Origin of the sequence: Denitratisoma oestradiolicum, from assembly GCF_902813185.1 — a bacterium.
Taxonomy (GTDB): domain Bacteria; phylum Pseudomonadota; class Gammaproteobacteria; order Burkholderiales; family Rhodocyclaceae; genus Denitratisoma; species Denitratisoma oestradiolicum.
Map to the genome: position 1 here is coordinate 3,131,447 of NZ_LR778301.1, position 21,153 is coordinate 3,152,599.

A 21,153-nucleotide genomic window follows, 5' to 3' on the forward strand; every position below is an offset into this window, starting at 1 on the left:
CGGAGGCGTGAAATGCAATTCTCGGAATCCTGGCTGCGCAGCCTGTGCAACCCGCCCCTCGACAGCGAGCAACTGGCCCATATCCTGACCATGGCCGGCCTCGAAGTGGAGGCAATGCGTCCCGTGGCACCGGCCTTCGACCGTGTCGTGGTGGCCCACATCGTCTCCTGTGAAAAACATCCGGACGCCGACCGCCTCAATCTTTGCCAGGTGGACACCGGCGAACATGGCGTGCTGAGCATCGTCTGTGGCGCCCCCAACGCGGCGGCTGGCCTGGTGGTGCCTTGCGCCCTGGTGGGCGCCCGGCTGCCCGGCGTCGAGATCAAGAAGGCCAAGGTGCGCGGCATCGAAAGTAGCGGCATGCTCTGTTCGGCCAAGGAACTGGGCATCGCCGAAGAGGCCGCCGGCCTGCTGGTGCTGCCCCAGGACGCGCCCATCGGTAGCGACATCCGCCAGTACCTGAACCTGGACGATCAACTGATCACCCTCAAGCTGACCCCCAACCGAGCGGACTGCCTCTCCCTGACCGGCATCGCCCGGGAAGTGGCAGCCCTGACCGGCGCCCCCCTGACGCTGCCGGAAGCCAGCACTGTCAGTCCGACCCTGGATGCGGTCCGTGCAGTCAACATCGAAGCCCCTGCCGCCTGCCCCCGCTACTGTGGCCGGCTGATTCGCGGCGTGGATGGGTCGGTCGCCACCCCGGACTGGATGCGGCGGCGCCTGGAACGCTGCGGCATCCGCAGCATTTCGGCCCTGGTAGACGTGACCAACTATGTGATGCTGGAACTGGGTCAGCCCCTCCATGCCTTCGACGACGCCAAGCTCCAGGGCGCCATCCGGGTGCGACTGCCCATGGCAGGGGAGCAGTTGCAACTGCTCAACGGCCAGACCATCACGCTACCCGCCGATGCCGTGCTGATCGCCGATCAGTCCGCCGCCCTGGCCCTGGGCGGCATCATGGGTGGCGAGCTCTCTGGCGTCACCGCCGCTACCCGGGACATCTTCCTGGAGTCGGCCTTTTTCGCCCCCGACGCCATCGCCGGCAAGGCCCGGGCGCTGGGCTTTACATCCGACTCCTCGTTCCGTTTCGAGCGGGGCGTGGACTTCCAGTTGCAGCGCCAGGCCCTGGAACGGGCGTCCCAACTGGTGATCGACATCTGCGGCGGCCAGGCCGGACCCATCGTGGAAGCCCAGTCTCCCGAGCATCTGCCGGTATGCCGCCCGGTGCGCCTGCGCACGGCCCGGGCCAGCAAGGTGCTGGGGGTGGAGTTCAGCACCGCGCAGATTTCCCAACTGATCTCCGGTCTGGGTTTCGAGTTCCGTCAGGAGGGAGATGAATTCCTGGTCACCCCACCCTCCCATCGTTTCGACATGGAAATCGAGGAAGACCTGATCGAGGAACTGGCACGGCTCCACGGCTACGACAACATCCCGGCCCATCCCCCCCGGGGACTGGTAACCATGATGCCCCTGCCGGAAGATCGGCGCACCGCAATGCAGTTGCGCCGACTGCTGGCTGGACGGGGCTACCGGGAAACGGTCAATTTCAGTTTTGTCGACGCCGTCTGGGAGGCCGATTTCTGCGCCAACCCGGCGCCGATCACCCTGGCCAATCCCATCGCCAGCCAGATGGGCGTCATGCGCAGCAGCCTCATCGGCAGTCTGGTGGGAGTACTCGCCACCAACCTGAAGCGCCAGCAAAGTCGGGTAAGGATTTTCGAACTGGGCCGCTGCTTCCTGCGGGACAACACCGGCACTCCCGTCGCTGGATTCCGTCAGCCCCAACGTCTGGCCGCCCTGGCGGCGGGACCGGCCCTGGCCGAACAGTGGGGAGCACCCACCCGTCCGGTGGATTTCTTCGACCTCAAGGCCGACGTGGAATCCCTCTACCCGGGCCGCTCCCTGCGCTGCGAGAAACTGGATCACCCGGCCCTCCATCCCGGACGGGCGGCAAGCATCTGGTGTGGCGAACGGCAGGTAGGCCTCCTCGGCGAGCTTCATCCCCGCTGGGTGCAGAAGTACGAACTGGGCACCGCCCCGGTGGTTTGCGAACTGGAACTGGACGCCTTGCTGGAGCAGTCCCTGCCCACCTGCGGCGAAGTCTCTCGCTTCCCCGGCGTGGTGCGGGATCTAGCCCTGATCGTTGATCAGCATCAGCCTTGGCAGGGTCTGCTGGACGCCCTGCGCGGAGGCGCCAGCACCCTGGTCAAGGACATTCAGTTATTCGATGTGTATCAGGGCCAGGGGATCGCCGAAGGAAGAAAAAGCCTTGCGTTCCGGGTAGTTATACAAGATACTCAACGAACGCTTGAGGATTTGGAAGTCGAAGAAATCGTGGCGGCGCTGGTGAGTGCAGCGGAACGGCATTGCGGTGCCGAACTGCGGCGATGAGTGGATTCAAGGGGGCACGGATGACGTTGACCAAGGCGGAACTGGCCGATCTGCTGTTCGAAAAAGTGGGCCTCAATAAGCGCGAGGCCAAGGATATGGTCGAGGCTTTCTTTGAGGAAGTGCGCAATGCGCTGGAAGTGGGAGATAGCGTGAAGCTTTCCGGTTTTGGCAATTTTCAATTGCGGGACAAACCCCAGCGCCCCGGACGCAATCCCAAGACCGGCGAAGAGATCCCCATCACCGCACGCCGGGTCGTGACCTTCCACGCCAGTCAAAAACTCAAGAGCGCCGTGGAGTCCGATCAGAATGGCAACCCCGCCTGACCGGATAGAACTGCCGCCCATCCCCGCCAAGCGCTACTTCACCATCGGTGAGGTGAGCGAGTTGTGCGGCGTCAAGCCCCATGTGCTGCGCTACTGGGAACAGGAGTTCACCCAGCTCAAGCCGGTCAAGCGGCGCGGCAACCGGCGCTACTACCAGCACCACGAAGTGCTTCTGGTGCGGCGCATCCGCCAGTTGCTCTACGAGGAAGGCTTCACCATCAGTGGCGCCCGCAACCGGCTCGGCGAAGCCGACACGGCCCGGGCCGAGGCCAAGACCTCTGGCCAAGCCCAGCCCTTGCGTGCGGAACTCGAAGAGATCATCGAATTGTTGCGTGTCTGATCATTCCAGAATGTGTTTTTCCCGGGATCGCTGTTATAATGCGCGGCTTGTCGGGGCGTAGCGCAGCCTGGTAGCGCACTTGCATGGGGTGCAAGGGGTCGCGAGTTCGAATCCCGCCGCCCCGACCATTAAATATCAAGCAGTCAGTTTCAACAGAGAGCCAGCCAAAAGCTGGCTTTTTTGTTTTGCGGTACGGAATGGCAAACGCAGCCGTACCGCTGCGAATGTGCAATTGATTGCCTACTCTCGTGTATCGTTTGATGCTGGAGCACACGGAGTGCGGCCGTATAGTAGGATTCCGTCATTCGAAAAGCATGAAGCTAGGGAGGGCGGATGTCGATTTCCGTTGCGGCGACTGGAGGCGGTTGCGTATTCCGAAGGGGAGTAGTGACTCGAAATGCCCTTTGGTGCGTCCTGACACCTTCCTGGAACACGCCCGACTGTAATCTCCTTGGGCGGACTTTACGGGCCTTGGGGTGTGCCCGATGATCGAATCCGAATGGCAGACCCGCAAGCGCCGTATCGATACCCGGCTGCGTGCGCTTGGCTGGAAGATCACCCCGCATAAGCAGGGCATGGATACGTCCAAGCTGGGCGCTGTAGCCCTTGAGGAATATCCGACTGCCAATGGCCCCGCCGATTACGCGCTGTTCGTGCGCGGCCAATTTCTCGGCATCATCGAAGCCAAGAAGGTCACGGTCAATCCGCAGAACGTCCTGGAGCAAGCCAAACGGTATGCCCTCGGGGCCATCGATGGGCCGGGAAATTGGGATGGTTACCGCGTGCCGTTCCTGTACGCCAGCAACGGAGAACTTATCTGGCATCTCGACACAAGAGGCCACAAGCGTATCTCCCGGCAGATTTCCGATTACCACACGCCTGCCGCCCTGACCGAGTTTTTCAAGCGCGAAATCGCACAGGCATTCGACTGGTTCCTCGACACGCCGATTGACCATATCACCCGCTTGCGCCCTTACCAGCAGCAGTCCATTTTCTGCGCCGAGAAAGCGATCATGGACGGACGACGGCAGATGTTGCTGGCGCTGGCCACCGGCACGGGCAAGACCTTCCTCACGGTAGCGATGATCTACCGCCTGCTCGAATCCAAGGCCGCCAAGCGCATTCTGTTCCTCGTGGATCGCAAAGCTCTGGCCGCACAGTCGGTGCGGGAGTTTGCAGCCTTCACCACGCCAAGGGGCAACAAGTTCAATCAGGAGTACGAGGTCTATAGCCAGCGGTTCCAGCGCGAGGACTTCGGCGACGATCAGCCCTTCGATCCCAAGGTACTGCCTGAAGCTTATCTCGCTGCCTCGGACGAGTCGCATACCTTTCTGTACGTCTCGACCATCCAGCGGATGACTATCAACCTGTTTGGCAGGGAAGGCGCGTTCCCGCAGGACGGCAACGACCCAGAGATGGAAGACGACGCGGGCAAGCTCGACATCCCGATCCACGCCTTCGACATCATCATCGCCGACGAATGCCACCGGGGCTACACGTCATCGGAAACCGCAATCTGGCGACAGACACTCCAGTATTTCGACGCCATCAAGATTGGTCTGACCGCTACTCCTGCCGCCCATACCGTGGCCTTCTTCGGCGAGCCGATCTTCCGCTATACCGTCGAGCAGGCCGTACAGGAAGGCTATCTCGTCGATTACGATGCCGTATCCATCCACTCCGATGTTCGGCTCAACGGCGCATTCCTCAAGCCCGGCGAGTCCGTGGGCATGGTCGATACCACCACGGGCGAGGAAGTCTTCGACCAGCTTGAAGACGAACGGCAATTCTCTTCCACCGAGATCGAACAGAAGATCACCGCGCCGGAGTCGAACCGCAAGATTATCCAAGAGATCGCCAAGTACGCCTACGAGCATGAGGAGCGTACCGGTCATTTCCCGAAAATCCTGATCTTCGCCGTCAATGATCTTCCCCACACGTCGCATTCCGACCAACTGGTGCGAATCTGCCGCGAGGTATTCAATCAGGGCGACGAGTTCGTACAGAAGATCACGGGCAACCCCAACGTGGATCGCCCATTGCAGCGCATCCGCGAGTTCCGTAACCGCCCCAATCCCAAGGTTGTGGTATCGGTCGATATGCTCACCACGGGCGTCGATATTCCGGCGCTGGAGTTCATCGTATTCCTGCGTCCGGTGAAGTCCCGCATCCTCTGGGAGCAGATGCTGGGGCGCGGCACCCGCCGCTGCCCGGAGATCAACAAAACGCACTTCACGATCTTCGATTGCTTCGGCGGCACCCTGATCGAATACTTCAAGGACGCATCGGCCTTCAAGGTCGAATCCTTGCAGAAGGAAGCCGTGCCGTTGGCCCAGGTGATTGAGAACATCTGGAACAACGTGGATCGGGACTACAACGTCAAAGTCCTGGTTCGCCGCCTGCAACGCATCGAGAAGGACATGAGCGGCGAGGCCCGGCAGCAGTTCGCTCAGTACATCGAAGACGGAGACATGGGACGCTTCGCCGCCAGCCTGCCGAAGCGGATCAAGGAAGATTTCACGGCCACGCTGAAACTGTTGCGCGATCCGGCATTCCAAGACCTGCTGCTCAACTACCCCCGTGCCAAGCGCAGTTTTCTCGTTGGCTATGAGATCGGCGACAACGTCACTTCCGAATGGAAATTCCGTGTCGAAGAGGAATATCTCAAGCCAGAGGACTACTTGACCCGGTTCGCCACTTTCATTCAGGCCAAGCAATCCGAGATCGAAGCCCTGCAAGTCCTGATGAGCCGCCCGCAGGACTGGCGCACCGACGTACTGGATGGTTTGCGCCAGAAGCTCCGATCTGCCAGCTTCGATGAGCGCGACCTACAGAAGGCATCGGAACTTGTTCATCACCGGCTGGCCGATATCATCTCCCTGGTTAAGCATGCCGCCAAGGACGCATCGCCGATCTATACCGCCGAGGAGCGGGTAGATCATGCCATGACCCAGTTGCTGGCACAGAATCAGTTCTCCGATGAGCAACTCCAGTGGCTACAGTTGATCCGTGAACATCTGATCAAGAACCTCACCATCGAGCTTGACGACTTCGACGCCCCGATCTTCTTTCAGCGGGGCGGGCTGGGCAAGGCCAAAAAGGTCTTCGCCGGGGAATTGGCTCCGCTGCTCCAGCGGATCAACGAGGCGCTGGCGTCGATCTAACGCGGGGACTCTCGCCGTTGCAATTGATTGCACTGAACAGGCATGGCGTCCTCGGAAATCGAGGCTATCTATATGCGCCATTTTTGCGTAAAATAGTCGCCATATGGCAAACAATGGAGTGGGGTCATGAGCACAGCGGCAATTGCACATCCTGTTCTCTCGGTTGAATCCCTACTCGGCGGCAAGCGGGTTTTGCAGGCCAAACCCCGTACTTCTCTTGATTGGGTAGCGGTCATTCGTCAGGGCATTTCGTCGGCAGCGGTAGATGCGCTGGCCAAGACCATTCGCGTCACCCAATCCGAGCTTGCCGTGGCCCTGGGCATCCCGGAGCGCACCCTGGCACGGCGCAAGAAGGAAGGCACCCTCAACAGCGAGGAGTCGGCCAAGCTGGTGCGGTTAGCTCGTGTTGTCGAGCAGGCCGAGGAAGTCTTTGAAGACCTGAATGTCTCCCTCGACTGGTTGAAGTCCCCCAACGCCGCGCTAGCCGGCGCAACCCCGCTATCTCTTCTGGATACCGACATCGGCGCGGAAAGCGTCATGGACACGCTGGGCCGCATCGAGCACGGCGTTTTTGCCTGATGACCGTCGTCTGGCGGCTGCTCACCGCCCGGTTCGCGCAACCCAAGGAAAGCGCGTTCTCCGGCGAGGGTGCCCGGCTGTATGGCGGGCGCTGGAACGGCAAGGGCGTGCCGATGGTGTACACCTCAGGCAGCCAGTCCCTGGCAGTGCTGGAAATATTGGTGCAGGACGAGCCGCTGCGGGCGCGGTACGTCATGATCCCCGCCACCCTGCCGAAGAACATGAAGATCGAACGAATCACGCCCGAGCAGCTTCCCGCCGACTGGCGCAGTCTCGCCGCACGGGAACAGTTGCAGGCCATCGGCACCTATTGGGCCAAGCGCCGGTCGAGTGCGGTGCTGGCCGTACCCAGCGCCATCATTCCCTCCGAAACCAATTACCTGCTCAATCCGCTGCATCCCTCTTTCGCCAAGATCGAGATCGGTGAGCCGCAGGACTTCATCACCGACTTGAGATTGATCCGAAAATGAGCGACATCGTCAATAAGCTCTGGGGGTTCTGCAACACCCTGCGTCACGATGGGGTCGATTACGGCGACTACATCGAACAACTGACCTACCTGCTGTTCCTGAAGATGGCGGAAGAGCGGGATGTGGCCGTCCCCAAGGGTTGCGATTGGGCCACGCTCAAGGGCTATTCCGGCAATGCCCTGACCGAACACTACGGCGAGATCGTCCGCAAGCTGCGCGAAGCCGAGGGCCTGCTGGGCGACATCTTCGCCCAGGCGATGCCGCGCTTCAATAACCCTGTGAATCTCAAGCGCCTCGTCACCATGATCGACGAGGAAGACTGGTCGTCGATGGACGTGGACGTGAAGGGCGCGGCCTTCGAGGGACTGCTGGAGCGGGCAGCCAGCGAGGGCAAGAAGGGGGCGGGGCAGTTTTTTACTCCGCGCCCGCTGGTGCAGAGCATCGTTCGGGTGATGAAGCCAGACCCCCGCGTTGCAATTGGTTGCAGGATCGCCGACCCGGCCTGCGGCACCGGAGGCTTCCTCATGGCGGCCTACGAATGGCTGCTGGAGGAAACGAAAGGCGCATTGGAGCGCAAGGACATCAAGCGCATCCGCGAAAAAACCTACTTCGGCCAGGAACTCGTTGCCCGGCCGCGCCGCCTTGCGCTGATGAACCTGTTCCTGCACGGCCTGCAACCGCAGATTTACCTGGGCGACACCATCTACGAACCCGACCGGGGCGAACGCTACGACGTGATCCTGACCAATCCGCCCTTCGGCACCAAGGGCGCCAACCAGGCCCCGGAGCGCGAGGATTTCACGGTCGAAACCAGCAACAAGCAACTCAACTTCGTCCAGCACATCCTGACCATCCTCAAGCCCGGTGGCCGCGCTGCCGTGGTGCTGCCCGACAACTGCCTGTTCGAGGACAAGGCGGGCGAGGTGTTCGAGATCGTCATGCAGGACTGCAACGTGCATACGATCCTGCGCCTGCCGCGTGGCACCTTCACCCCGTACTCGCAGGGCGTTAAGGCCAACGTGGTGTTCTTCCAGAAGGGCATGCCGACCGAGAACGTCTGGATATTCGACGGCCGGGCCAACGTGCCGGGAGTGACCAAGAAATCCCGACCTCTGACCGCGCAGCACTTCACCGAATTCGAGGCATGCTACGGCAACGACCCCAACGGGCGCAGCAAGCGCAGGGATCAGGGCGAGGCCGGTCGCTTCCGCAAGTTTCACATCTCCGATGTCAAGGAGCGCGGCTACAAACTCGACATCACCTGGCTCAAGGACGAATCGCTGGAAGATGCCGACGACCTGCCGGAACCCGAAGTGCTGGCGGCGGAGGCCATCGCCGAACTGGAGGCGGCGGTCGATGGGCTGCGGGAAGTGCTGGCGATGATCGAGACTGCCGAGGAAGAGCTTGTATGACCTGGCAAGTGGCTACGCTTGGCGATCTGTTCGATCTGAAATACGGGAAATCCTTGCCCGAGCGTAACCGCATGAGCGCAGGAACGGTTCCGGTATATGGGTCGAATGGGGTTGTTGGTCATCATGACAAGGCAATTACGTCCGGCCCAACGATCATTGTCGGTCGCAAAGGGTCGGCAGGACGAGTCGCATATTCTGAAACGCCATGCTGGCCGATTGATACAACCTACTTCATCGACGATTTCGGTGAATCCCACGACTCCCGATTCTGGGCATACCAGTTCACGTCGCTGCGGTTGGACGAATTTGAAAAATCGTCTGCCATTCCAGGTTTGAACCGTGATGATGCTTACACACGGGAGTGCGTCTTCCCCGGACTCGACGAGCAGCATCGAATTGCCAAAAAGCTCGACCACATAGCGGTTCACCTCGACGACATACGCACCCGGCTCGAAACCATTCCGGCAATCATCAAACGCTTCCGCATGTCAGTGCTGGCTGCGGCATGCTCGGGAAGGCTGACAGCCGATTGGCGGCGAGGAAATCCAGTTGTCACGGAGAGTCAGGAGTGGGTTCGGCGGCTAATCGAGAGCCGGAAGAAGCGGTTTTTACAACAACAGGCAAAAGCTCTTGCCGAGGGAAAAAGAGCACCGAGACAACCTGTGATACCTGACCAGCTTATTGAAGTGAATGACCTACCTTCGTCTTGGAGCGAATGCCCTCTCGCTACACTTTTCTCGGTAGAGACTGGGGGTACTCCAAGTCGAAAAAATGAAAGCTACTGGCAGGATGGCAATATTCCGTGGGTCAAGACGGGCGAAGTTCAGAACTGCGACATCTTCGACGCAGAAGAGCACATTACGTCGTTGGCGCTTACCGAGTCAAATGCAAAGGTATTTCCTGCTGAGACGCTTTTAATCGCAATGTACGGAGAGGGAAAGACGCGAGGGCAGGTCGGGAGGTTGAAGATCCCTGCCGCAACCAATCAGGCGTGTGCAGCCCTCGTGAATGAAGACCTGGGGGAGGTTGCACGCAGCTATGCGTATTATTTCTGCCTCGGTCAGTACCAGAAGCTCAGAGATGACTCGGTAGGTGGAAACCAGCCAAACCTAAATCTCGACAAAGTGAAGAATTGGATAGTTGCGGTTCCACCGCCGGAAGAGCAGACGGAAATTGTTCGCCGCGTTGGGGCGATGTTCAAACAGGCTGACGCTATCGAGACCCGCTACCGCAAGGCCAAGACCTTCACCAATAAACTGATGCCATCCGTGCTTGCCAAAGCGTTCCGGGGCGAGCTGGTTGAACAGGGCGGGGAGGAAGTTCAGCATGGCTGAGACCAAGGTCTATTCGATAGAGGTGCAAGGCGATTTCCTCACCAAGCAGACCCATGCCAAACCAGCCCATGCGCTGGCTGAGTTGATCTGGAACAGCCTGGATGCTGATGCTACGCTGGTGGAAGTCAAGGAGGATTCCTACAGCATAGGCGAGCAGCGGATCATCGTTGCCGACAACGGGACTGGATTCCCTCATTCCGATGCGCCGACTCTATTCAGGCAGCTTGGCGGTTCGTGGAAACATCAGGCGGGTGAGACGAGGGGCAAGCGTCGTTTCCTGCACGGCTCCGAGGGCAAGGGGCGATTCAAGGCATTTTCTTTGGGCCGCGTGGTGGATTGGGAAGTGCGTTGCAAGGAGGGAACGGAGTTCAATCAGTTCAGCGTTTCGATGCTGGACAACTCGCTCAAGGAGATTCGGATCAGCGAGCCGGAACCGGCCAAGGAGAAACGAACTGGAGTCCGGTGTGTCATCTCCGAATTGCACAAGGCATATGAGTTTCTCCAGTTGGACAATACGGTGCAGGAATTGTCGGAAATCTTCGCCACCTACCTGAAGAGCTACACCGATGTGCAAATCGTTCTGCCGGTGGGCAAGCTGGATGTTTCGGTCGCCATCCTCTCCAGCAAGGCAATACCTCTGGGAGCGGTGGAGGAAGATGGAACCGCCTACCCATTTGAACTGGAAATCATCGAGTGGAAGGCTCCGACAGATCGCATTGTCTATCTATGTAACGAGGCGGGATTTCCTCTTTCCCAGACCGATGTGCGACTCCAGGCTCCTGGGCTGAATTTCTCGGCCTATGTGAAGTCGCCCTACATTTCCAAGCTCTCGCGTGACGGGTTGCTCGGCTTGGCCGAAATGAACACGGTGCTCATCGAGGTTCTGGGCAAAGTCAAAGAGGCGGTGAAGGCGTTTTATCGCGAACGCAACGCAGAGAAGGCGCAGACCGTCGTCGAGCAATGGAAGGATGAGAGCGTTTATCCCTTCCAGGCCGATCCGCAGACGATGGTCGAGAAGATCGAGCGCGAAGTGTTCGACATTGTCGCCGTCAAGGTAAACAACCTCCTGCCAGAGTTCGAGAGCACGCCCCAGAAGGGCAAGAGGCTGCAACTTCGCATGCTGCGGCAGGCAATCGAGAAAAGTCCGGAGGACTTGCAACTGATCCTCACGGAGGTTCTTGAACTGCCCGAGAAAATGCAGAAGGAATTTGCCAAGCTCCTTCAAGAAACATCATTGACTGCGATCATTAGCGCGTCGAAGGTGGTCGCAGACCGGCTCAAGTTCATTGCGGGCCTTGATGCACTTCTGTTCGACGAGGAGCACAAGAAGAATCTCAAGGAGCGAACCCAACTCCACCGGCTCCTTGTCGAGAACACCTGGATTTTCGGCGAGGAGTTTTTCTTGACGGTCGATGACCAGTCCCTGACCGAGGTCTTGCGTAAGCATCTCGCTGCCCAAGGGCTTTCCACCACTGTGGATGAGCCGGTAAAGCGGATTGACGGCAAAACGGGGATCGTCGATTTGATGCTTACCCGTAACGTGCCCAGCCATCGGGAAAACGAGTTGGATCATCTTGTTGTCGAGTTGAAACGTCCGACCGTCAATATCGGCGTAGAGCAGCTTTCACAGATCGAAAGCTACGCCTTTGCCGTTGCTGAGGACGACAGATTTCGGGGGATCGACACCCGATGGAATTTCTGGGTGATTTCAAACGGCATGGACGCGCACGCCAAGAGGCGGGCACAACAGGCCAACATGCCGCCTGGAATGGTGCATCAGTCGGAGGACAAACGGCTCACGATATGGGCCAAGACGTGGTCAGAGGTTCTGCACTCGAATCGCCAGCGTCTGCGGCTTTTTCAGCAGAAGCTGGAGTACAACGCCGATCACGATGCTTCCCTGCAATTCCTGCGCGATACCTACCGGGAAATACTTCAACCGGCGCAGGCAGATGCTGATGACACTCCCGACGTGTCGGTGGCTGCCTAGCGTAACTGATGGGCGCAGGCTTGCTGTTTGCAGCTGCAATTGATTGCACGACACGTCCTGAACACTATGTCGTCCAGAGGATAAGCGGCATTCTCTCGGCAATCATCCGTTCCTGGTCAATTCCCTTTCGCTGGTTGCGAATTGCTTGCTCCAACGCGAAACTCTTCCCATGTAAGTGCATGGCATCAAGCTGCTGTAGCTGGTTCAGGTAAAGATCGTCCCGGCCATGCTTTGAAAGACATTCTTCAGGGTCGGTGGGCGCGAGAATTCCGATCAATTTCGGCAAGCCTGCGCTGAAGAGCAGGCCCGCTGGATCAAGGTCTGGCCATGCGATAACGGGTGCTTGACTGTTTCTTAGGAACTCGAGAACGGCATCCGCCATGTTGATGCCATCACCCCGAAATGCAACAAGCGGTTGAGAAAACGAAAGGTCGATTCGGGCATCCTCGAAGTGGATGAACGCCTCGAAATTTTCGGCAAGGACAATCACGTCATGCCGAAAATCGACCGCCGCGTCGACCGGAATATCCAGAAACGCTTTTGCGGGCAGATGAACGGATGAGACTCCCTGTTTCAGGCCGGCAGGTGCCCGCAATGCGATCCGTCCTTCCCGCGGCCGTCTTCCGGCGAGCTTCTCATTTCGTCCCAATTGGGTGGCTTCGATTCGATTACGGCCCAGCCAGGCATCCGGTGGAGTGGTGGCGTCGATATTCTCCACCCTTTGCAGATAGGCGCGGATCCGATCCCGGTCGGCATCCGTGACCAACCAGTGCTTTCCCACGACACGCCCGAATCCCAGGGAGTCGACAAGCCTCTGGGCGGTCTTGCTGTAGGGGCGCCGACCGGTATCAGTTTGGCAGGCGCGCAGCAACACCTGAATTTCCTGTATCGACAGCATAAGGCTCCAGCCAGATATCGGTAAGTACGGGAGTGTCCCAACGCGGGTTGAGACAGGCGATTTCATGTTGGTAACACCAGCCTGCCGGCGGCGGCAGGCCATTGTCGATAGCTGCCGACAGGGTCCCCAGCCAGATCACGGGAGAATAGGGATAAAGCGCCCGACGATTCTGGTGAGTCCGCAACCAGGTCATAACGGAGATTGCCTTGCCAAGACGTTCGATATCGGTGATGAGCAGATTCAATGCGTGGCGAAATTCGCTGGGGCTGGGGCTAGCGGGAGGCGGCTCGCCGGCATCGTTGAGACTCCCGGCGCGTGGTGGTGGCGTTCGCGAGAGAGGACGTCGATCGTCGCGTATTTCTGCCAATAGCGATAGCAAGGTTTCGCTGTCATCGCCATTGGCATCAGGGTAGGCTGGCAGCGGAAAGCCCGTGAAGCGAAACAGCATGTCTGGCAGGCAGCTATCGTCTTCCCATATAGGCGGGGTGAAATCGGCTTGGCGGGTCAGGCGGTCATCAAGCCTGAGGAGGACTTCCACCAAGCGATGCGCGGCATGAAGGTCGAACAATGCTGCATTCAGCGCTTGCTGCACCTCGAACAAGCGTCGTCTCAGGTCGTCGCTGCCTTCGACCCGGTTGTGCAGATGGCGGCGCAGGATACTTGTGAGTTCCGTATAGCCCTGAACTGCATCCAGCAGATCGGCCTGATCAAGCAGCCCCACGGCTTCGACCATCTGGGCGGCTTGCTCGACATAGTTCTTGTTGTGAAACAGCCGGTCCTTGATGCCACCGCCCGAAAATCCCTTGCGGGTATCCACGACCATGCGGAAGTGTTCGATGTCTTCCTTCATGCCGGTGGCGAACTCGTCGCACAGGTCAATGATCTCGTCGATACAATCTTCCTGGCTCTGGGCGTCGGCCGCGATGAGCGCTCCTTGGTAGGCCTCGGTCATAGCTTGCAGTTTGCCGACCACATGGGCGTAATGCGTCGAATTTCCATAAATCTTGACGCGATTCACGGCGCGGTCGAAGAAGACCCGCAGCCGCCGATCCAACCTGAAGCTCCCCTCGATATAGGGCGTCAGCGCCTTGACCTTGAGCAAGCGGGTGAAGGCCGCCTGCGTATCTACCTCCGGGGCGACGCCTTGGCTCTGGCAGTAGGCATCGGCGATCAATTCCTTGTTCTGGTGGAGCGCCTGGATGACGTTGAGAATGTGTTCCCGCATCAGGCGCCATCCTTCGATGCGTGAAATAGCGCCCCGGTCTGCGCGAATGCTTGAGATGCCGTGGGTGTTTCACGTTCCTTCGCCTCGTCGAAGGCGAGAATCATGTCCAGCACCCAGTCCACCTTGCCGGTTAGGCGATAGATGCCCTTGTTCTCGTCGATCAATTCCAGCAGCCCCTGGTCTTCGCGTAGTGCCCAGTTGATGACCAGTTCCAGCATTTTCTGCAGGGAGGCATCGGCGGTGCTGCGGAGCCGCTGGGCAAGTGTGCGCAGGGTTTCCTGCAGGTTGAGGTTCTCGTGGATAGCCTGATTGAGACGATGGGCGTGGAGCAAGGCACCAGCAACGGGAGCCGGTTCGTTGAGTGCCGACATGGTCAGCTTGAGGAAGCTGACCCAATGTCGCAGTTCCCGCTTGGCCTGCGCGGCGGCTTCACGCGCCGCGTTGCGATTCGATTCGTCCAGCCGTCGCAGCGCGGCAAACCAGGTTTCTCCGTTGCCAGTACGTAAGGCACGCAATCCCACGCGCCCCAGAAAATCGTTGAGGCCATCAATGTTAGCCGGCTCTTCCAGATAATCGAAAAGCTCCGGGTCCACCGCCCGATTGATGAAGTTGCCGCTCAGCAGGCGGACGGCAATCAACTGGAAGCGGTCAGCGCTCATCAATGTTCTCCGTTGTCGCTTCCGCTTGCTCGGGGAACGGCCAGGGTACCAGCGTCCCCATGTCCCTCTGGCGTTTGGGTGCATCGTCCGTTGGTGACGGAGCCGCTACTGATGAGGGTTTCCCGAGTTCCGGCAGTTCGTCCTCCCCGAGGATTCGGCGAATTTCAAAACCCGGTAGAACCTCATAGCGGTGGTTGAACAATGCTTGCAAGGACTCCTTGGCTTCAGGGCTGGCGGATACCAAACGGATGCGGTTGCGATTGAGCATGGCCAGCAGAGCCTTGGAATTGCCCTCGTCAATGGCGCCGATTTCGTCGAGCGCCCAGGTGAGCCAGAGATCCGCCGACTCGTTATTGCGACGGGCGCGATTGGCGAAGGCGACGAAAATCAGGCACAGCACCAGGTAGCTCAGGCCATTGCTCGACACCTGCTTCAGGTCGGCCTCATTGCGCACGCGTTTGACATCGGTACCGTCGTCCACTTCGATTTCCAGGTCCATCAGGGTATCCGGCTTCTCGGCGAGCGCGCCTTCCGGCAAATGGCGGGCGAAATCCTGTAGCGCGTCCAGCAATGCCTGGCCAGGAAGGCCGGCGAAGTTGATCTCTTGCCAGCGATCGTGCTCGGTTAGCACGTGGCCGAGGGCATCCCAGTAGGGGCGCCGTTCCACCAGCGCTGACAAGCGCAGGGAGAGCCGCCGGATTGCCTCGAACACCATGCCGGAGTCCAGGCTGGCCTGTAGCTCTCGCGACAGCCCGGTGATACTGCTCTGGAATCCCAGCAAGCCTTCCTGGAACCGCCGCAAAATACCGCAGCCGTTACGGATTGAGCCTGCCAAAACATCCCGCTGCTGTGCGTGGGCGGTGCCGTACCAATCGGCGAAAACATCCAGGGTGTGCTGCACTTCCGACCAGTAATCGTCGGCGAGATGGGTGGCGTATTCGCCGATCTTGGTCGCGGTAAATTCCTGCTTGCGGAAGGCGCGGACCAGAGAACCTAAATGCTGGTGCAACCGATGTTCCTGATCGCGGAGTTGGCCGGTGGCGTTGTCGAGTTCCGACAGGATTTCGGGCAACTGCCAGTGTATGGCGACTTCATCGGTTGTCCCGGCAACATCGGCATCGATGCCCACCAGCCGGGCCTGTTGGGCTGTTTCAGCTTGCTCCAAACGCTGACGAGCGAGGGTGACATGCTGCTTGGCAGCTTCGAGCGCCGCTCGCTGGTTGGCGATCCGGGCGTCAAAGCGGCCCATCTGTTCCTGTTTTTGTTGCTGGAGCGCCTCCCCTTCCCCAATTTTTTGCTGCCGTTGCCGCTTGAATTCCTGCCGCTGCGGCAGAACGCGTTCGAGCCAGCGCTGGTAACACTCGACGACCGGGGTACTGCTCCTGGCGCGGTTGGCGGTCTCTTCGGCAAGCGTGAGTTCGTCCTCGAGCGCTTTCAACGCAGCGGTGTCGACACCCGCGTGTGCGAGTTCGGACAAGCGAAGTTTCTCCAGGCCCTCGAACGCCTTGAGCTTGGCGATATTGAGTAGGGAGAGTTCCTCATTGTGCCGCGCTTTCGCCTCGTGCTGTTGGTGCCGGAGCGCCTGGGCGCGGGTGTCGAAGCCAGACTTGATGTCGTCCTTGGCCTGCTTTTGGCTTCGTTTCAATTCCTCGATCGTCTGCTTGCGGCTGCGCTCGACGGAAACGGCTTCGGCACGCGTCGCGGTCAGTTCGCCGCGTCGCTGGCCGAGTTCTTCATCCCGCCGTTTCCCGGCGGCATCGAGGGCTTGCCGGGATTGCACCAAGACGTTTTCGCACCGGCCGCGGTCGGCGATTCGGTCACGGTGGGTATCACGGGCCGTTTCCACCGATTTGGCGAGCAGTCGTTCCTGTCGCACGGCATCTTCCCAGGCGGCTCTGGCATCGGCTTCAACTGCCTTGGCGCGAAGGATTTCTGCCGCCAGGGACTGCTCGCTGGAAGCGCGTCCCGCTTCAATACGGGTGAGGTCGAGCATCAGACCATAAAGACTGTTGTCACCAGCCTGGTCATCGGTGTTGCCGGGAGCAAGATCGGTCTTCAACAGCAGATCTTCACGCAGCACTTTGGCTATATTGCCGTGCCAGCCGGGCAGGTGTGCCCTGAGGTAGTGGAGCAGGGTATTGCTGTCGGGAGTCTCCAGCAAAAGCAGGTGGGAGAGTTTCTCGCTGGCTTGACCATGCTTTTGTACTTGCACAGCGGTGGCCTGGGTCTGCCGGGCGAGAAGGTTTTCCTGTTGGGTCAGGGCGAGAAGAGCGCTCGCTTCGTCCGCCACTGCTTGTTGCAGCGAGACCGTTGCCGTATCGAATGCCGTCTTGGCATCGCGGGCGAGTTGAACAAGTTCAGGATCGGGCGCTAGTTGCGACAGCGTCTGGTCGATCGTTGATATGGCTGTCATTGCGGCCTGCCACGCTTCATTGGCGGCAGCAGTGCCGATGGCCTGGGCATCTTCCAGCGCGCCGACGGCGGCATCGCGTTCGTCGGCAAGCGCTTCGATTTCCAGATTCAGATCGCCGATCAGGTTGTTGAGGCGGGTTTGCGCATCGGCCTCGGCCTGGTTGCGGCGGGATTTTTCTTCGGCAAATAATGCCTGGTACTTGCGGCTGACCGAATCGGCCGCGGAAAGCAGTTTGGTTTGTCGGTTCTTCAAATCCTCGACGTGAGCTTCCAGGGATTGTCGGCGGCTGACCAGATCGATCAGTGCATGGATGTCCTTGTCCGCCCAATCCTTCTCTTCACTGTCCGCGCGTAAGATTTCACGGTTGAGCCGGTCGATCTCAGTGTTGATCATTTGCAGGTCGAGATCGAATGCCGCCGCCGCCGCGTGCTGCTCGCGCTGAAGGGTGGCAAGTGCATCTTCTTCGTCGAACGCTTTTTGGCGCAGTGCTTCCAGAAGATGTCCGAGCGCTTGCACCAGCCGCTTGAGTTTGCCGGCTGCAAGTGTCTGGTGATGACGGGCAACGTTCGCCTGGACATAGGCAGAATTCGCGGCATAAAACGCGGGCTCCAGCGCCATGACCGTCTGGTAGGCCTTGAAATCCGGCAGAAACCCTTCCAGTTCCTTGCGCGATAACGCGAGTACGATCTGCTTGTCTTCCTCATCGTAGGCAACCGACGCCGCCATGCGCTTGAGCGCGACAAACGTGATGTCCTTGGAGAACATCCCCGAGCTAATGCGTTCGATGCCGGCGAGACGAGAACGTCCGGAGACCAGCGCAAAGCGTCGGAGCAATGGACGATGCTCCGGAAAAGTCAGGCGTCCGCTGGTGCCTTGGATGATGGCGCGGTATTGCAGTACGCCGAGGGCGCTGCTCGGATTGCGGCCCAAGGTGCGCAGACGTGCGTTGAGATGGCGGCCTTCGACGAGATTGTCGTCATCAACGAAGATTTCCTTCGCGTAGGGGCCATCGGCCAAGTGGTACTGCGGACTATTGTCGGACCCGTAATGCAGAATGGACAGCTTGATGCCATCGTGATTCTCGTACTCGAAGGCGACGTAGGACGTCGAACGGCTGAACATGAACTCGCGGAGCGAACGGACGACGCTGCCGGCAGACTTGACGATTTTTGAGGGCTGCTCGCCGTAGAAAAGCGGAATCAGCCGGATCAACGTGGTCTTGCCGCGGCCATTCCGACCGGACACATGCACATGACCATCCAGGCGAACTTCACGAATGCGCGAGGCGGCATAGGAGTCGATGACAATCAGTTTGCGGAGACTTGGCATGGAAGAGCTCATTTCGATGTTTTATGCATCATAAACGCCAGCTGGTCTGTTATGTCGATTTCATCGATCCATCGTGAATCCTGCTCTCATCTGGCCCGCCACGCACCGGCCGACGAATTGAGCGAAAGGCTGAATGTTGCCCTCCGCGCTGGCTTGGTCGAGGGCCGCCATATACCCGGCCCGGTCGTCGACATGGGTACGCTCCAAGGGTAGCCGCCTGAGGCCAGCATCGCATTCATCAGGAAGCGCACCATGCGTCCGGTGCCATCCATGTAGGGATAGATGTAGACGAAGATGGAGCGGTCCAGCACAGCACGCACTGCCGGTTCCGTCTCACAACGGCAAGTTGATTATACGAATCACGCCTTGCCGGCGTTCCAGAATTTGCCAGAGATATTCTCACGATAAATTTTTCGGATGTCCTCAATGCCCTGGATAAGTCGATCGCCGGGGCGACGACAGATGCGTACAACGCATCTGAACAGGCGGTCGGATTTTTCACGATGCACGAGGAGAATCTTGCTGTTCCGTCTGTGCCCCGGGTCCTGGGGCAGGATGTCAGGTGACCAGCACTTCAGTAATCGGTTTTTTTGCTATCTGGCAGTAATGGAAGCCGCCACCCGGAAACCCATGGAATTGTTGCGCAGGCTCGGTTCCCGGCGGCTGCGGTTGCCTGAGCGCACGTCCTTGGCCATGGAATTCCAGGAGCCGCCGCGCCGTCCGTAGCGGGCGCAGTCGCTTGCCAGGCGGGGCGCCGTGCCGACCGGGGCATCGGCATAGCTGTCCACGTAGCAGTCCGCCACCCATTCCCACGCATTGCCCAGCATGTCATGCAGGCCGAAGGCATTGGGTTTGAAGCTGCCCACCGGCGCCGTATAGACGTAGCCGTCGTTGCAGTCGTGGAGCGCCCAGCGGCCGAACATGCCAACCAGGGAAAGATCGGCCACGTTGGCCCAGGCGCAGGCATCGGCCGGCTTGTCGCCCCAGAAGCGTACCCCCGTGCCGCTGGCTCGGGCCGCGTATTCCCACTCCGCCTCGCTGGGCAGGCGATAGGTCTTGCCGGTCTTGAGATTCAGCCAACGCAGGTATTCCTGGATGTCCTCCCGATTCACGCAGGTGACGGGATGATCGTCGGTCTGCTCGAAACCCGGGTTGCGCCAGTCGCTTTTTTCATCCAGCAGCCACTGGCTGTCCCGCCAGACATAACAGCCGGGAGTGGTGGGATAACCTGAATCTGAGACGAAACGGGCATATTCCCGCCGGGCCACCTCGAAGCGGCCCAGGGCGAAGGGTGCCGCCACGGCCACGGTGCGGGTCGGTCCCTCGTCCACCACCCGTTCCGTTTCGGTCGCGGGTGTGCCCATGATGAAACTGCCGGCCGGCAGCACCAGCATTTCCGGGCAGCCTTCACAGTCCTTGAAATTCTTCACGCCGGCGGGCAACAGGGACTCGGCGCGTATCGTCGTTCGGGAGGGCGGGACGGCAGCCGGAACCACGGTAGCCGGTGCCTGATGCTTTGCTGTCGCCGGCCCGCCGCCGCCCAGGAAGCGCAACCGATTCTGGGCCAGGGGGACAAACTTGCCCTTCGGGTACTGCGTCAGGTAAGCATTGAAATCCTCCGGGTCGCTACTGGCCTTGATGCTGTTCCAGAACTCCAGTTCCACCGTCACCGGGTCCACGGTGTTGCCCACAGACATGGGCGTGGGCGCCGCTCCGGAGGTAGCAGATTCGGCGGGCCGACTCGCCAGATAGAACTCCCCCCCCACCAGGGAACCGTAGTCCCAGGGCTCCTGGCGACTCTGGGTGACCCGTACCACCTGCTCCCGCACCCGCCGCAGCATGATGGCCACATCCACCGGGTCCCCCAGATGGGCCAGCAGGGCCTCGGTATAGGGACTGTGCTCACCCTCCCCATCCTCGGCCACCCGACCATCCTTGGTGGCGTAGGAAATCAGGGTGCCGGTGGTAGCGTCCACCGGTGCCAGGCCCCGTCCCACGGAGACAGAACGGGTACGCATGACAAAACTGCGGGACAGGGGATTGTCCCTACAGGCATCGAGAAACAGTAGCTTCACCCGGGCCGACTCCATCTCCTCCAGGGCGTCCGTCATCTTCACCATCTGGTATTTCAGATCCCGCTCGCTGGTGGGATGGGCATCCACCGGCACCAGATAATTGACGCCACCGATCTGGAGTCCATGTCCGGCATAGAACAGCAGGGCGATCTGCGCCCCCTCCGCCCGGATGCCGAAGCGGCGCAGCGCGTCGTCCATGGCGGCCTTGCCGCCGTCCTTGACGAAATCCACATCGAAACCGATGCCCTTCAGGGTCGCCGCCAGCGCCGCCGCGTCATTGCGAGGATTGGGTAGTTCCACCGTGTGCTGGTAGGCGCTGTTACCCACCACCAGGGCCACCTTGCGCGATCCAGCCTCAGGGGCAGCCAGCGCGCCAGGCGACAGGGCCAAGGAAAGCAGCAGGGCAAGGGCACTCGCGAGGCGATGAAATACTGTGTGCACAATGGACACCCGGAAGCGTGGAATGACGTTGGGTATTGTACGACGCACTGGAGCCGCCCCCTCTCCCCCTCCCCCGCGACTTTCCATTAACATCTCCGCTCCCAGCCTCT

Annotated in this window: 15 protein-coding genes and 1 tRNA gene; 10 read left to right on the forward strand and 6 right to left on the reverse strand. The window is 59.9% G+C overall.

Going from position 1 to position 21,153, the window contains the following annotated elements; translation table 11 throughout:
- The first annotated feature begins 12 nt into the window (after positions 1-12).
- The 10 genes from pheT (at position 13) to DENOEST_RS14235 (ending at position 12,003) form a co-directional block, all read left to right on the forward strand.
- Positions 13-2,391, forward strand: a complete 2,379-nt coding sequence (pheT, locus tag DENOEST_RS14190; protein WP_145770703.1) for a phenylalanine--tRNA ligase subunit beta — start codon at positions 13-15, stop codon at positions 2,389-2,391.
- A gap of 20 nt (positions 2,392-2,411) precedes the next feature.
- A complete protein-coding gene (locus DENOEST_RS14195; RefSeq protein WP_145770704.1) occupies positions 2,412-2,714 on the forward strand; it encodes an integration host factor subunit alpha in 303 nt (100 codons plus the stop codon).
- Positions 2,698-3,054: a MerR family transcriptional regulator gene (locus DENOEST_RS14200; RefSeq protein ID WP_145770705.1), complete on the forward strand. Its 357-nt coding sequence runs from the start codon at positions 2,698-2,700 to the stop codon at positions 3,052-3,054. The genes DENOEST_RS14195 and DENOEST_RS14200 overlap by 17 nt, the downstream gene beginning before the upstream one ends.
- Before the next feature lie 51 nt (positions 3,055-3,105).
- Positions 3,106-3,182: transfer RNA gene (locus DENOEST_RS14205), tRNA-Pro, on the forward strand.
- 357 nt (positions 3,183-3,539) lie between these two features.
- Positions 3,540-6,218 (forward strand): type I restriction endonuclease subunit R, encoded by a 2,679-nt coding sequence (locus DENOEST_RS14210; protein WP_145770706.1) that lies wholly within the window; start codon positions 3,540-3,542, stop codon positions 6,216-6,218.
- Between the two features lie 126 nt (positions 6,219-6,344).
- A complete protein-coding gene (gene parS, locus DENOEST_RS14215) occupies positions 6,345-6,797 on the forward strand; it encodes a type II RES/Xre toxin-antitoxin system antitoxin (protein WP_145770707.1) in 453 nt (150 codons plus the stop codon).
- The gene (locus DENOEST_RS14220) at positions 6,797-7,267 is read left to right on the forward strand and encodes an RES family NAD+ phosphorylase (RefSeq protein ID WP_145770708.1); all 471 of its coding nucleotides are present in this window, start codon (positions 6,797-6,799) and stop codon (positions 7,265-7,267) included. Before parS ends, DENOEST_RS14220 begins: the two co-directional genes overlap by 1 nt.
- Positions 7,264-8,679 (forward strand): type I restriction-modification system subunit M, encoded by a 1,416-nt coding sequence (locus DENOEST_RS14225; RefSeq protein ID WP_145770709.1) that lies wholly within the window; start codon positions 7,264-7,266, stop codon positions 8,677-8,679. Before DENOEST_RS14220 ends, DENOEST_RS14225 begins: the two co-directional genes overlap by 4 nt.
- Complete coding sequence (locus DENOEST_RS14230) at positions 8,676-10,013, forward strand: restriction endonuclease subunit S (RefSeq protein WP_145770710.1); 1,338 nt, start codon at positions 8,676-8,678, stop codon at positions 10,011-10,013. The genes DENOEST_RS14225 and DENOEST_RS14230 overlap by 4 nt, the downstream gene beginning before the upstream one ends.
- Positions 10,006-12,003 (forward strand): ATP-binding protein, encoded by a 1,998-nt coding sequence (locus tag DENOEST_RS14235; RefSeq protein WP_145770711.1) that lies wholly within the window; start codon positions 10,006-10,008, stop codon positions 12,001-12,003. Before DENOEST_RS14230 ends, DENOEST_RS14235 begins: the two co-directional genes overlap by 8 nt.
- A 64-nt stretch (positions 12,004-12,067) precedes the next feature.
- Here DENOEST_RS14235 and DENOEST_RS14240 read toward each other — a convergent pair whose 3' ends face one another.
- The 6 genes from DENOEST_RS14240 to DENOEST_RS14265 all read right to left on the reverse strand — a co-directional run bounded on the left by DENOEST_RS14240 (position 12,068) and on the right by DENOEST_RS14265 (position 21,091).
- The gene (locus DENOEST_RS14240) at positions 12,068-12,877 is read right to left on the reverse strand and encodes a DUF7281 domain-containing protein (RefSeq protein WP_145770712.1); all 810 of its coding nucleotides are present in this window, start codon (positions 12,875-12,877) and stop codon (positions 12,068-12,070) included.
- On the reverse strand, positions 12,852-14,126 hold the full coding sequence (locus tag DENOEST_RS14245; RefSeq protein ID WP_145770713.1) for a hypothetical protein: 1,275 nt from the start codon (positions 14,124-14,126) through the stop codon (positions 12,852-12,854). The genes DENOEST_RS14240 and DENOEST_RS14245 overlap by 26 nt, the downstream gene beginning before the upstream one ends.
- Positions 14,126-14,785 (reverse strand): condensin complex protein MksE, encoded by a 660-nt coding sequence (locus DENOEST_RS14250; RefSeq protein WP_145770714.1) that lies wholly within the window; start codon positions 14,783-14,785, stop codon positions 14,126-14,128. Before DENOEST_RS14250 ends, DENOEST_RS14245 begins: the two co-directional genes overlap by 1 nt.
- Positions 14,775-18,527 (reverse strand): ATP-binding protein, encoded by a 3,753-nt coding sequence (locus DENOEST_RS14255; protein ID WP_170228193.1) that lies wholly within the window; start codon positions 18,525-18,527, stop codon positions 14,775-14,777. Before DENOEST_RS14255 ends, DENOEST_RS14250 begins: the two co-directional genes overlap by 11 nt.
- An 86-nt stretch (positions 18,528-18,613) precedes the next feature.
- Positions 18,614-18,847 (reverse strand): hypothetical protein, encoded by a 234-nt coding sequence (locus DENOEST_RS14260; protein ID WP_232096514.1) that lies wholly within the window; start codon positions 18,845-18,847, stop codon positions 18,614-18,616.
- A gap of 273 nt (positions 18,848-19,120) precedes the next feature.
- Positions 19,121-21,091: an SUMF1/EgtB/PvdO family nonheme iron enzyme gene (locus tag DENOEST_RS14265; RefSeq protein WP_170228194.1), complete on the reverse strand. Its 1,971-nt coding sequence runs from the start codon at positions 21,089-21,091 to the stop codon at positions 19,121-19,123.
- Positions 21,092-21,153: the final 62 nt, after the last annotated feature.

Bases quoted from the DNA above. Each gene is read 5' to 3' on its own strand.
- pheT (WP_145770703.1), top strand. From the start codon at position 13: ATGCAATTCTCGGAATCCTGGCTGCGCAGCCTGTGCAACCCGCCCCTC.
- DENOEST_RS14195 (WP_145770704.1), top strand. From the start codon at position 2,412: ATGACGTTGACCAAGGCGGAACTGGCCGATCTGCTGTTCGAAAAAGTG.
- DENOEST_RS14200 (WP_145770705.1), top strand. From the start codon at position 2,698: ATGGCAACCCCGCCTGACCGGATAGAACTGCCGCCCATCCCCGCCAAG.
- DENOEST_RS14210 (WP_145770706.1), top strand. From the start codon at position 3,540: ATGATCGAATCCGAATGGCAGACCCGCAAGCGCCGTATCGATACCCGG.
- parS (WP_145770707.1), top strand. From the start codon at position 6,345: ATGAGCACAGCGGCAATTGCACATCCTGTTCTCTCGGTTGAATCCCTA.
- DENOEST_RS14220 (WP_145770708.1), top strand. From the start codon at position 6,797: ATGACCGTCGTCTGGCGGCTGCTCACCGCCCGGTTCGCGCAACCCAAG.
- DENOEST_RS14225 (WP_145770709.1), top strand. From the start codon at position 7,264: ATGAGCGACATCGTCAATAAGCTCTGGGGGTTCTGCAACACCCTGCGT.
- DENOEST_RS14230 (WP_145770710.1), top strand. From the start codon at position 8,676: ATGACCTGGCAAGTGGCTACGCTTGGCGATCTGTTCGATCTGAAATAC.
- DENOEST_RS14235 (WP_145770711.1), top strand. From the start codon at position 10,006: ATGGCTGAGACCAAGGTCTATTCGATAGAGGTGCAAGGCGATTTCCTC.
- DENOEST_RS14245 (WP_145770713.1), bottom strand. From the start codon at position 14,126: ATGCGGGAACACATTCTCAACGTCATCCAGGCGCTCCACCAGAACAAG.
- DENOEST_RS14250 (WP_145770714.1), bottom strand. From the start codon at position 14,785: ATGAGCGCTGACCGCTTCCAGTTGATTGCCGTCCGCCTGCTGAGCGGC.
- DENOEST_RS14255 (WP_170228193.1), bottom strand. From the start codon at position 18,527: ATGCCAAGTCTCCGCAAACTGATTGTCATCGACTCCTATGCCGCCTCG.